We start from the raw sequence: 13,436 nt of genomic DNA on the forward strand, positions 1-13,436 counted from the left end.
GGAGCGCATGCGCGCCAGCTCGGCCTGGATGACGACTTCTTCGCGTGGGGCGGCAACTCGCTGCTCGCGACCCAGGTCGCGGCCCGCCTCGGCGCGGCACTGAACACCCGTGTCCCGGTGCGGCTGCTGTTCGAGGCGCCGACCGTCGGCGCACTGGCCATCCGGGTCGAACAGCAGGCCGACGGGCATGGGCGGCACGCCCTGGTCGCCGGTCCACGGCCGGAACATATTCCGCTGTCGCTGGCACAGCAGCGGATGTGGTTCCTCAACCGCTTCGACACCCAGTCCGCCGCCTACAACGTCCCGATCGCGGTGCGACTGACCGGCGCGCTCGATGTGGACGCACTGCGCGCCGCGATCACGGATCTGGTGCGCAGGCACGAGGTCTTGCGCACCATCTACCCGGAGACCGAATCGGGTCCGGTGCAGCTGATTCTGCCGGTGGGACAGGCGATTCCGGAGCTGGACATCCGGACGGTCACCCCCGATCAGATCGAATCCGCCGTGATCGAGTTGATTTCGGCGCCGTTCGACGTCACCGCCGAGGTGCCGGTGCGGGTGCGGTTGTTCGAGATCGACACCGAGAGTTCGGCTCCCGAGTTCGTGATCGCGATGGTCGTGCATCACATCGCCGGTGACGGTTCCTCGATGGGACCGCTGACGCGCGATCTGATGACGGCGTACGTGGCGCGCTCGGCGGGTGTCGCACCCAACTGGGCGCCGCTGGCGGTCCAATACGCGGATTACAGCATCTGGCAGCGCGAGCTGCTCGGCAACGAGGACGATCCGGATTCGCTGATGTCCAAGCAGGTCGCCTACTGGCGGACCGCGCTGGCCGAGCTGCCGGAGCAGTTGGACCTGCCCGCGGATCGTCCGCGGCCCGCGGTGCAGTCCTTCGCCGGTGGCACCGTCACGGTGCGCATCGACGCCGATACCCACCGCGGTCTCGGCGACGTGGCGCAGGGCGAGGGCGCGACGCTGTTCATGGTCGTGCACACGGCGCTGGCCGTCCTGCTGTCGCGGTTGTCCGGCACGCAGGACATCGCGATCGGTACGCCGATGGCGGGCCGGGGTGAGGCGGCGCTGAACGATCTGATCGGCACATTCATCAATACGTTGGTGTTCCGGACCCGACTGGATTCGGCTGAGTCGTTCACGGATCTGCTCAGGCGGCAGCGCGAAACCGACATCCAAGCGTTCGCGCATGCCGACGTGCCGTTCGAGCGGTTGGTCGAGGTGCTGAACCCGGTGCGGTCGCAGGCGCGGCATCCGCTGTTCCAGGTGGGTCTGTCGTTCCAGAACCTGGCTCAGACCACCTTGGAATTGCCGGATCTCACGGTCTCCGCCGTGGAGTTCGATACCCGTCTGTCGCAGTTCGATCTGCACCTGATCCTCACCGACCTGTACGACGAGTCCGGGGCTCCCGCGGGCATCAGCGGCGTATTCACCTACGCCACCGACTTGTTCGACCGGAGCACGGTCGAAGGGTTCGCGGACCGGTTCACCAGGCTGCTCGGCGAGATCATCACCGCGCCGCGCACGGTGGTGGGCGAACTCGAGCTGCTCACTCCGGTGGAGCGGGAACAGATGCTGGCCGGCTGGAACGCCACCACGCATACGGTGGCGCCCGAGCTGCTGCTCGACGGGTACCGGCGCGCCGCCGCGGCGCATCCGGATGCCGTCGCAGTGGTCTTCGAGGGCGCCGAGCTTACCTACCGCGAATTCGACGAACGGGTGAACAAGCTTGCCCGCCTGTTGATTTCGCGGGGTGTCGGTGCCGAGTCGCTGGTCGGTCTCGCCGTTCGGCGCTCGCTCGATCTGGTCGTCGGCATGTACGCGATCGTCGCGGCCGGTGGCGCGTATGTACCGCTGGATCCGGATCATCCGGCGGAGCGGATCGCGCACATCCTGGATACCGCCCAGCCCGCGTGCGTGGTCACCACCGTGGCCGACGCGGTGCCGGTCCCGGCGGACATCCCGGTGCTCGAACTGGATTCGCTGGAGCTGGACGGGTTCTCGTCCGCGCCGATCGAACCCGGTGAGCTGCTGCGCCCGGTCACCGAGGACAACTCGGCTTATGTCATCTTCACCTCGGGTTCGACCGGTCGTCCGAAGGGCGTCGCGGTATCGCACGGGGCGATCAACAACCAGATCGAATGGATGCTCGCGGAGTACCCGCTCGGCCCGGACGACGTGTACCTGCAGAAGACCGCGACCACGTTCGATGTGTCGCTGTGGGGCTACTTCATGCCACTGCGCGCGGGCGCGAAGCTGGTGGTCGCCACCCACGACGGCCATCGTGACCCGGTCTATGTGGCGGATGCGATCGCCGCGCACGGGGTTACGGTCACCGACTTCGTGCCGTCCATGCTGACGGTGTTCGCCGCGCAGCTGGCGGCGGGCTCCTGCCCGACCCTGCGGGACGTGTTCGTGATCGGTGAGGCGCTGCCGCCGGAAACGGTGACGGCGTGGCGGGCCGTTTCGGACGCGGTACTGCACAACCTGTACGGGCCGACGGAGGCCGCGGTGTCGGTGACCTACTGGCCCGCGCGCGATACCGATGTGCGCACCGTGCCGATCGGCTTGCCGCAGTGGAACACTCAGGTGTTCGTCTTGGATTCGCGGCTGCGGCCGGTGCCCGCCGGTGTCGCCGGTGAGCTGTATCTGGCCGGTGATCAGCTGGCCCGCGGTTACGTCGCGCGCCCGGATCTGACCTCGGATCGCTTCGTGGCCAACCCGTTCGCGCCCGGCGAGCGGATGTACCGCACCGGCGACCTGGTGGTCTGGCGTGCACCCGCGGGTGCGGGTCAGCGCCTGGAATACCTGGGGCGCACCGACTTCCAGGTGAAGTTCCGCGGCCAGCGGATCGAGCTCGGCGAGATCGAGACGGCGCTGCTGGCACATGCCGCGGTGAGCCAGGCGGTGGCACTGGTGGCCGCCTCGGCGCTGGGTGACCAGTTGGTCGCGTATGTCGTGCCCGCGCCGGGACAGTCGGTCGAGCAGCGCGAGCTGCTGGCCGCGGTATCGGATGCGCTTCCGGCATACATGGTTCCGGCGGCCATCGTCGTGCTCGACGCCTTCCCGCTGAATTCGAGCGGCAAGCTCGACCGCAAGGCGCTGCCCGAACCGAGCTTCACCAGTCGCGAATTCCGTGCCCCGGCAACGCCGGTGGAGGAGATCGTGGCGGGCGTCTTCGGCGATGTGCTCGGTATCGAGCGTGTCGGTGCCGACGACGACTTCTTCGCGCTCGGCGGCAACTCGCTGGTCGCCACCCAGGTGGTCGGCCGGTTGAGCGCCGCGATCGGTGGGCGGGTGCCGGTGCGCGCGCTGTTCGAGGCGCCCACCGTGGCGGCCCTCGCGGTGAAGCTGGAGCAGCTCTCCGGTGTCGGCGAGCGGCGGGCGCTGGTCGCCGCCGCGCGGCCGGATCCGGTGCCGTTGTCGCTGGCGCAGCAGCGGATGTGGTTCCTGAACCGTTTCGACACCGAGTCGGCGGCCTACAACCTGCCCATCGCGGTCCGGTTGACCGGTGCGCTGGATGTCGATGCGCTGCGCGCGGCGATGGCGGATCTGGTCGGCAGGCACGAGATTCTGCGGACGGTGTACCCGGAGACCGTGGGTGCCCCGGCGCAGGTGATTCTCCCGGCGGCGCAGGCCGTTCCGGCGCTGGAGCTGCGGCCGATCGCGGCCGCGGAGCTGGAATCCACGGTGATCACGGTGATGGCGGCGCCATTCGACGTCACCGCCGAGGTGCCGGTGCGGGTCGAGCTGTTCCAGGTGATGGACGCACCCGCCGCTGTGTCATCGGGTCACTCCGCAGGCTCTGCTCCTGCCCCAGCCGAGTTCGTGCTGGTGCTCGTGGTGCACCACATCGCGGGTGACGGTTCGTCGATGGGCCCGTTGACCCGGGATCTGATGACGGCGTACGCGGCCCGCTCGGTCGGCGAATCCCCGACGTGGGCGCCGCTGCCGGTGCAGTACGCGGACTACGCCATCTGGCAGCGCGAGCTGCTCGGCAGCGAGGACGATCCGGAGTCGTTGGCGGCCAAGCAGATCGCCTACTGGCGGTCGGCATTGGCGGATGTGCCGGATCAGCTGGATCTGCCCTCGGATCGTCCGCGTCCGGCCGTGCAGTCCTTCACCGGCGGCAAGGTCGAGCTGAGCATCGACGCGGAAACGCACCGTGCGCTGGTCGGTCTGGCCCGCGCCGAGGGCGCGACGCTGTTCATGGTGGTGCACACCGCGTTCGCGGTACTGCTCTCGCGGCTCTCGGGCACCGATGACATCGCGATCGGTACCCCGATGGCCGGCCGTGGTGAGGCCGCGCTCGATGATCTGATCGGCATGTTCGTGAACACCTTGGTATTCCGTACCCAGCTGGATCGCGACGAGCCCTTCACCGAGCTGCTCGGCCGGCAGCGCGAAACGGATATCCAGGCGTTCGCGCATGCGGATGTGCCGTTCGAGCGGTTGGTCGAGGTGCTGAACCCGGTGCGGTCGCAGGCGCGGCATCCGCTGTTCCAGGTGGGTCTGTCGTTCCAGAACCTGGCGCGGACCAGACTGGAACTGCCCGGACTCACGGTGGCCGGATTCGATATCGACACCCAGTTGTCGCAGTTCGATCTGCATCTGATCGTGGCGGACAGCTACGACGAGGATGGCATTGCGTCCGGTATCGGCGGGTACTTCACCTACGCCACCGACCTGTTCGACTCGGATACCGTCCGTGGCTTCGCCGATCGCTTCGCCCGCGTGCTCACGGAGATCATCGCGGCGCCGCGCACCGCGGTCGGCGATCTCGAGATCATGGCTGCCGACGAACGCCGCGCACTGGTCGCCGGTCGGAATGCGACAGCGCACCAGGTGGATTCGTCCGCGACGCTGGCGTCGCTGCTGGATCGAACCGTTGCGGCCACGCCGGACGCGGTGGCGCTGGTCGGTGACGACGGCACCGCCGTCGCCTATGGCGAGCTCGCTGCTCGGGTGAATCAGCTTGCCCGGCATCTGATTTCGCTGGGTGTCGGACCGGAAGCGCGAGTGGCGCTCGCGCTGCGCCGCTCGGTGGACCTGGTGGTCGCGATGTACGCGGTGACCCAGGCCGGTGGCGCGTACGTGCCGCTGGATCCGGATCAGGTGGGTGAGCGGACCGACTACATTCTCGAGACCGCTCGGCCACTGTGTGTGGTGACCAACGCCGACACCGATTTCCAGACCTCGGTGACCGAGGTGGTCCGGATGGACGCACTCGCGGATGTCGCGGACGCGCCGATCACGGATGCGGAGCGGATCGCGCCATTGCGCGCGGCGAATACGGCGTACGTGATCTTCACCTCGGGTTCGACCGGCCGCCCCAAGGGCGTCGCGGTGCCGCATGCGGCCATCGTCAACCAGTTGCTGTGGAAGACAGCCGAATTCGGCCTCGGTGCCGATGACGCGGTGCTGCTGAAGACGGCCGCGACGTTCGACCTGTCGGTGTGGGAGTTCTGGTCGGCGGCGGTTTCCGGTGGCCGACTGGTCATCGCGTCCGCCGACGGACATCGCGATCCGTCCTACCTCAACACGCTGATGCGTGATACCGCCGTCACCACCCTGCATGTGGTGCCGTCGATGTTGGATGCCCTGCTGACCGAATCGGACGGACAGCTGCCCGAGTCGTTGCGCCGGGTGCTCGCCATCGGTGAGGCGCTGCCCGCGGCGACGGCACAGCGGTTCCGGGAGTCGAACGCGGCCACCTTGTTCAACCTCTACGGCCCGACCGAGGCCGCGGTCTCGATCACCAACCACGAGGTGACCGCTGCGGATACCGTCTCGGTGTCGATCGGTGCCCCGGAGTGGAACAGCCGTGTCTATGTGCTGGATGCGCGGTTGCGTCCGGTGCCGGTGGGTGTTTCGGGTGAGTTGTATTTGGCCGGTGCGCAATTGGCGCGCGGTTACTTCGGGCGGGTCGATCTGACCGCGGAGCGGTTCGTGGCCGACCCGTTCGAATCCGGTGCTCGGATGTACCGCACCGGTGACCTGGTGGCCTGGAACGCCGCCGGTGAACTGGAGTACCGCGGCCGCACCGACTTCCAGGTGAAGATCCGCGGCTTCCGCATCGAACTGGGCGAGATCGAGGCGGCCCTGCTGCGGCAGACCACGATCACCTCGGCAGCGGTGCTCGCGCATACCGATTCGACACTCGGTGACCGACTGGTCGCCTATGTGGTTTCGGCAACCGGCGAGCTCGATAAGCCCGCGCTGCAATCGGCGTTGGCCGCCGAGTTGCCGTCGTACATGGTGCCGAGCGTCTTCCTGGAGCTCGATGCCCTGCCGCTCAATGCGAACGGCAAGCTTGATCGAAAGGCGTTGCCGGAGCCCACCTTCGAACATGCCGCATTCCGCGCGCCGGTCTCCCCGGTCGAGCAGATCGTGGCCGGTGTGTTCGCCGATGTGCTCGGCATCGAACGGATCGGCGCCGAGGACGACTTCTTCGCACTCGGCGGTAACAGCATCCTGTCGATCCAGCTGGTATCGCGGGCGAAGGCGCTCGGTGTGGTGTTCTCCGTGCGCGACGTCTTCGACAAGCGCAGCGTCGCCGGACTCGCCGCGATCGCCACCTCGACCGCCGATCTGCGGCAGGCCACCATGGCCGAACTGCCGGGCGGTGGCATCGGCGAGATTCCGCTGCCGCCGAGCATCGCGGCGGTGCTGGCGAACGGCACGGCGTACCAGCGCTTCTCCTATGAGACGGCGGTGGCACTGCCGAGCGAACTCGATGGGGATCGGCTGCGTGCGGCGATCGCCGCCCTGGTCGACCGGCACGATGCGCTGCGCACACGCTTGCGCCCGGCGGGCGAGGGCTGGGAATTCGAAGCGCTCGAGCGCGGTGCCATCGATATCGATGCGCTGGTGCACGAGGTCGCCTTCGATACCACCCTCGACGAGGACTACGGCTATGACGAGCTCATGCGGCTCGCCGATAACGAACGCGCGGCCGCCGCGGATCGCCTCGATCCGGCCAACGGTGTGCTCGCACAGTTCGTGCGCTGCACCGCCGACCGGCTCGACGGCGGCAACTTCCTGCTCGTCGTGGTGCACGGCTTCGCGGCCGATCCGAAGTCCCTCGGCATCCTGACCGGTGATCTGCTCGAGCTGATCGCCGACGACCAGGTCGCCCTGCCGGAGGTCGGTACCTCGCTGCGGCGCTGGGCCTACGGCCTGGCCGAGCAGGCGAGTGGCCGCACCGCCGAACTGCCGTTCTGGCAAGAAGTTTCGGCCACATCCGAGCCGCTGCTCGGTGCGCGGGCCTTCGATCCGGCGCTGGATACGGTCGCCACCACGCGCCGGGTTCGCGTCGAGGTGCCCGCGGAGATCTCCGAGGTACTGCTCACCACGGTTCCGGCCCGATTCCACGGCGGCGTGCCGGACGGACTGCTGTCGGCATTGGCCATGGCGCTGCTGCGCTGGCGCGGTGCACAGCACGGATCGGAGGTGCTGATCCGGCTCGATGGTGATGGAAGGGCGGCGGTCCCCGATGCCGAATTGTCGCGCACCGTGGGCGCTTTCACCGCCCTCTACCCGGCCCGGCTCACGCTGGGCGGGATCGATCTGGCCGACGCGTTCGATGGCGGCGACGCCGCGGGTTCGGTCATCAAGTCGGTGAAGGAACAGCTGCGCGCGGTGCCGGATCAGGGCGTCGGCCACGGGCTGCTGCAACTGCCGCCGGCGGGTCAGGTCGGCTTCCGGTACCAGGAAGTGGCGGTCAAGACCGAGCGGGATGCCGCGATGCCCGCGAACGGGGCGCTCGATATCGCCGTGACCGTCGGCGACGAGGACGATGGTCCGCGGCTGCTGGCCACCTTCGAGTTCCCGGTCGGTCTGCTGTCCCCGGAGCAGGTGCAGGAGTTGGCGGAGCTGTGGGTCAGCGCGCTCACCGCGCTTGCCGAGCATGCGCGGCGGCCGGATGCCGGTGGTCATACGCCGTCGGATCTGCCGCTGGTGCAGGTCGGCCAGGCCGATATCGACCTGTGGGAACAGACCTACCCGGGCCTCGATGATGTCTGGCCGGTCTCGCCGCTGCAGTCCGGTCTGCTCTTCCACGCGCTGATGACCTCGGCCACCCTGGACATCTACACCATCCAGGCCGTGGTGCGGCTGGCCGGAACGGTGGATGTGGCGCGGCTGAACGCGGCCGCGCAGGCGATCCTGGATCGGTACCCGAATCTGCGCACCGCATTCGTCACCGACTCCACCGGTCAGGTCCGGCAGGTCGTGCTCGATCGGGTCGAAGTGCCTTGGCGCGTGGTGGATCTCACCGAACTGCCGGAGGCGGAGCGGGACGCGGAACTGCGTCGCCGGATCGAGGCGGACCACGCGGAACGCTTCGATATGTCCACCCCGCCGCTGGTGCGCTACACGCTGTTGCGCACCGCGGCCGAGGAATGGTCACTGGCGATCACCACGCATCACGTACTGCTCGACGGCTGGTCGATGCCGCTGCTGATGCGGGATCTGCTGGTGCTCTACGCGACTCGTGGCGATCAGTCGGTACTGCCGCAGGTCTCCTCGTACCGGGACTTCCTGGACTGGCTCGCCACGCGCGACGAGGACGCGTCGTTGCGGGTCTGGACCGAGGCCTTCGACGGCGCGACCGAACCGACCGAATTGGCCGCGCCCGCACGGACGGCCGAGACCTACGAGACCGCCAAACTGATCACCCGGATCGATGCCGACCGCACCCGTCAGCTGACCAAGCACTGTGCGGGACTCGGCATTACGGTCAACACCCTGGTGCAGGCGGCCTGGGGCATCCTGCTCGGCAGGCTCACCGGCCGCGCCGATGTGGTGTTCGGCGCCACGGTGTCGGGTCGGCCCGCCGAACTGACCGGCGTGGAGTCGATGGTCGGCCTGTTCATCAATACGCTCCCGGTGCGGGTGCGTATCGATGACCGCGCGACCATCGGCGATCAGCTCGAGCGGTTGCAGCGCGACCAGGCCGACCTGCTCGATCATCACTACGTCGGCCTCGTCGATATCCAGCGGGCCGCCGGAATCGCCTCGCACTTCGACACCCTGCTGGTGTTCGAGTCGTACCCGATCGATCGGGAGGCGATCGCCGCGGCGAGTTCGATCGATGGCATGTCGGTGACCGATGTCGGTGTGGACAGTGCGACGCACTATCCGCTCACCCTGCAGGTGACCGCGGAGTCCACGCTCGAGTTCACCCTCGAGTACCTCATCAGCCGGTTCACTGCCGATGAGGTGGAAACCCTGTCCACCAGGCTGGTCCGGGTACTGGACGCACTGATCGGCGATCCCGCCGGGCTGGTCGGCGATATCGATATCCTCGATGCCAGTGAGCGGGCTCAACTGCTCGTGGAATCCGGTATCGGGGGCGCGGCGCCCGTGTTGGAACCGGTGGGCCGGGTCGGTGCGCGCACGGTGTCGCGGGTGCTCGCCGAGGTGGTCGAGGCGGATCCCGAGGCGCCCGCGCTGCTGGTTGACGGCGACGAAATCGCCTACCACGTGCTGGATCGCCGTTCCTCGCAACTGGCCAGGGTGCTCATCGCACACGGTGCCGGACCCGGCGACGTGGTGGCCATGGCGCTGCCGCGTTCGGTGGATGCGGTGGTCGCGGTCTGGGCCATCCAGAAGGCCGGTGCCGCCTGCCTGTTCGCCGGTGATCTGACCGTCGCCGAAATGGTCACCGCCGGAGCTGTTTTCGGTATCACGCTGGAACCGGTCGATGGCCCGATCAACTGGCTGGTGCCGAGCGATCCGGCGGTACAGGCCGAATTGGCCACCGCCCCGGTGCATCCGGTCTCCTACGCCGATCGGGTGCGCCCGCTCAGCGAGGAACACCCGGCCTTCGTGGTCCTCGCGGCCGACGGCACGGCACGCGCCTTCAGCCAGACCGAGGCGCTCGAACAGGCCGAGCGCGTGCGCTCGGAATACGACATCGATTACGAGTCGACGACATTCACCACCGCCGTCTCGGGTCGAGTCGCACTCCTGGAGTGCATGGCGGCGGCCATCGCCGGTGCGTTGTCGGTGCTGCCCGGCGCGGACGAGATCGCGGATGACCTGGCCGACGGCGAGGTCAGCCACTGGTTCGTCGCCGTGGACGAGCCGACCGACGCGGCGGACGAGAACGTGCGGATCGTGGTCGTCGAGTAGGTCCGAACGCAGTGCGAAAGCCGTTGCCAGTGCATGGCAACGGCTTTCGCTGTTTATTGGCGGTTATGCCGTCTGTGGGTGTAGCAGCGCGGCAAGGTCTGGCGGCGTCGGCATCGGCTGGCGCAGCCCGACGTTCGTACGGCCGGTATTGCCTTCGGGGTATCGGCCGGTCAGCGATCCGGGGGCGGCGACGATGATCCGCACGATCTGTCCAAGCGCCTCGCGGCGATCTCGCTGCCGGACAGCGAGGGCGAGCATGGCGATGTGATTGCCGGTGTGCAGCCAGGGATCCGGTTGCGACAGGATGTGCGCGCGTTCGAGATGCGTCCACCGTTGAGCGGGGTCGGCGGCAGAACGCGCAGCGCGCATTTCCTCCTGATAGCGGAGGCGGGCCTGGGCGGGAATGCGGGTCATAGGTGTGCCTTTCGCGGTGTGCTGGTGAGGTCGGTTCAGCCGAGGAACAGGACGCCGATCGCTACCGCAGCCACTGCGGTCATCGACTCCCTCCCTTAAGTAAAAGCATGCGAATGTGACTATATATTGTACGGGCGACGGGCCGAGAAGTGGTGGGCCGAACTGCCCCGGCGACACTCCATGCTGTTCGGAGTGACGGGCGACTGTCACGTTCCGTTCTGTAAGTGCGATTCGCCCGGGCCACCCGGCACAATATCTCCAGATCCAGCTTTTCGGCGCGGAGCGAGAACCCACGCCGGGCCGAGTTCAGCTAGCGGTGGCCCGGGCAATGCGGTCGGCCAGGTCTTTCGAACATGCGATGAGTTCGGGAGGTGCCTCGATGGTGTACGGCTCGCCGACTGCCGCTAGCGCGACCGCCAGCCACTCCCACGAATCGACGCTGGTGGTATAGCGGCAACTGGTGTCGTCGATGGCCTCGAGGGCTCCTGCCTCGGCGCCGAGTCGTTCGGCGACCACCGACACCGGCGCGCCGAAGCGCACCACCCCGCGTCGGGCGGTGGCAGGCATCCGAGTGCTGTCCTGAACAAAGCTGACCGAGTCATCGGGCGGAGGTTCGCGAGGGATGAAGGTGGTGCCCGGTGTAGTGACCGCGCCGATCCGGTCGATGCGGTAGGTGCGCCAGCCCTCGCGGTCGAGATCCCAACCGAGCAGATACCAGCGGCGACCGAGTGCGACCTGCCGATGCGGCTGTACCCGTCGCTCGGTGTGCCTGCCTGCGCGGTCCGTGTATTCGAAGCGCACGTCGAGATGCTCGTGCGCTGCGGAGGCAAGCGTCTGCATGATCCGAGGATCCAGTGCGCGCATGGTGCGGGAGGCGGCCACGGTGGAGGCGGTCAGCGCGTGGATGCGGGAGCGCAGCCGAGTGGGCACGTTGCGCTCGAGCTTGCGCAGTGCGCCGTCGGCGGCCTCGCCCAGGTGGGTGAGAGCGGCGATCCGTAGGCCGATGACCAACGCGACGGCCTCGTCGTCGGTGAACAGCAGCGGCGGCATGGCTCGCCCCGCCACGAGCCGGTATCCACCGCTGCGTCCACGCGAGGCGGACACCGGATAGCCGAGCGTGCGCAGCCGGTCGAGATCCCGGCGCAGGGTCCGCGGCGACGTGTCCAGCCGCGCGGCCAGTTCGGCAGCCTGCCAGCTTCGTTTGCTCTGCAGCAGGGACAGCAACTCCAGCATTCGCGCACTCGGATCTGTCATCGGATTCCAAGCTACCTTCCATTGTGGTCAGGATCCGGCCACAATTGCTCCTAGCGTTCGTCGTATGACACACATCGGCAAGAAGATCGTTGTCACCACACCGACGGGACACGTCGGTTCCCGAGTCGTGCGGCTGCTGCTGCAGGCGGGTGTCCGGCCGACCCTGCTGGTGCGGGACCCGGCCAGGCTCGATGCAGTAACCCGGGACCGCGTTGACATCGTCCAGTGCGACCAAGGCGACTCCGACGCGGTGCGCCATGCGACACGGGGCGCAGACCGTCTGTTCTGGGTCGACCCGCCCGCCCCCGCGGACAGCAACCCGATCGCGCATTACACCCGCATGGGCGCCAACGCGGCACATGCCGTCGAGGCCAACGGCATCGGACACGTCGTCTTCCTCAGTAGTGTAGGAGCGGAAAAGCGAACTGGTGCAGGAGAAATCGACGGTCTGGCCCGGACCGAGCTGCTGCTGGACGAGACCTCGGCTGAGGTTGTGCACCTGCGCTGTGGCTACTTCTTCACCAACCTGCTCATGGATCTCGCCGGGCTCCGCGCCGGACAGTTGCCCACCTCGTGGCCGCTCGACTACCCGATGGCCTGGGTGGATCCGCGTGACATCGGCGAGATCGCGGCCGCCCGTCTGCTGTCGGACTGGTCGGGTCGGCAGCGGCAGGCCGTGCACGGCCCACAGGACCTGACCTTCACCCAGGTCGCCGCGATCCTGAGTCGGGCGCTCGGCCACCCGATCCGCGCGACGCGCATTTCCCACAACGACTTTCGCGCCACCCTGCGCGCCGCCGGCCTGAGCCCGGACCACGCCGAGGGAATCGCCGGAATGTCGGCCGGCCTGAGCGAGGGTTTCGTCCCCGAGGACAAGCGCTCGATCATCACCACGACTCCCACCGCCCTTGCCGCGTGGGCCCACGTGCATCTGGCGCCCCTGGTCGGGACCAGTTAGTGCCCAGAGGGTGTCTTATGTGGTTGTGATTCGTCGAGGGGAGAAATGATCAACCGCAAGTCGGACCTCGGGAAACTTTCCGGAGCCGACTCGTCGTTCAAACGTGCGGTCCAACTGGGAACTCTCCAAGTCATGTTCAACCGGTAAGGTGCGGATTCGGTTCTGGTAGAGGGGGATTCGGCGGTGGTAGACCAGTCGAGGGCTGGAAGACGGTGTGCGCGCAACCTGTAGCATCAATCCGTGAAACTCGGAATGCTCTCTTTCATAGGTGCTCTCACCGCTGCTGCGGTGTCCGTGGCGGCTCCCACTGTCTCGGCCTTCCCGACCGGCTCAGCCGGAGGCGGGGACGGACGAGCAGTGGTGATCATCGACGGCACCATGGAGCTGAGCGACCTTGACTCGTGCTGGGCTAGTGGCTTCCCGCGTGACATACGCTTCGAGAACCGCAGCACGCGCAATTTCCTGGTGTATGCGTCCAAGGACTGCACAGGTGAACCCACCGCGACCGTGGCTCCGGGGGGATTCGCGACGTATTACGGCTGGTCGGCCATGGCGGCCAGGTAGACAGCACTCAGGTGCGCAAGTAACCAACGCAGTTGACTCCGGACGAAGCTGGTTTCGTCCGGAGTTTGCTATTACTAGAACGTGCGGATTCGTG

General features: G+C 67.7%; 5 protein-coding genes (1 of these 5 only partly in view). 3 read left to right on the forward strand and 2 right to left on the reverse strand.

Annotated features, from left to right (window positions below; genetic code table 11):
* Positions 1 to 10,152, forward strand: part of the annotated coding region (locus AB0J29_RS25735) for a non-ribosomal peptide synthase/polyketide synthase (protein WP_364791262.1) (this coding region is incomplete at its 5' end). 21,038 nt of the annotated region lie to the left of the window's left edge; 10,152 of its 31,190 annotated nt are in view.
* Between the two features lie 63 nt (positions 10,153 to 10,215).
* Here the strand turns inward: AB0J29_RS25735 and AB0J29_RS25740 are convergent.
* Complete coding sequence (locus AB0J29_RS25740) at positions 10,216 to 10,566, reverse strand: DUF3703 domain-containing protein (protein WP_364791265.1); 351 nt, start codon at positions 10,564 to 10,566, stop codon at positions 10,216 to 10,218.
* A gap of 306 nt (positions 10,567 to 10,872) precedes the next feature.
* Positions 10,873 to 11,820 (reverse strand): YafY family protein, encoded by a 948-nt coding sequence (locus tag AB0J29_RS25745; RefSeq protein WP_364791268.1) that lies wholly within the window; start codon positions 11,818 to 11,820, stop codon positions 10,873 to 10,875.
* A 64-nt stretch (positions 11,821 to 11,884) separates the two neighbouring features.
* Between AB0J29_RS25745 and AB0J29_RS25750 the strand changes: the two genes are divergently transcribed.
* Together AB0J29_RS25750 and AB0J29_RS25755 are read left to right on the forward strand one after the other, a co-directional pair.
* The gene (locus AB0J29_RS25750; protein WP_364791271.1) at positions 11,885 to 12,778 is read left to right on the forward strand and encodes an NAD(P)H-binding protein; all 894 of its coding nucleotides are present in this window, start codon (positions 11,885 to 11,887) and stop codon (positions 12,776 to 12,778) included.
* A 357-nt stretch (positions 12,779 to 13,135) separates the two neighbouring features.
* On the forward strand, positions 13,136 to 13,342 hold the full coding sequence (locus AB0J29_RS25755; RefSeq protein ID WP_364791274.1) for a hypothetical protein: 207 nt from the start codon (positions 13,136 to 13,138) through the stop codon (positions 13,340 to 13,342).
* The last annotated feature ends 94 nt before the right edge of the window (positions 13,343 to 13,436 follow it).

The sequence above is a fragment of the Nocardia sp. NPDC049707 genome (genome assembly GCF_040674855.1).
GTDB lineage: Bacteria > Actinomycetota > Actinomycetes > Mycobacteriales > Mycobacteriaceae > Nocardia.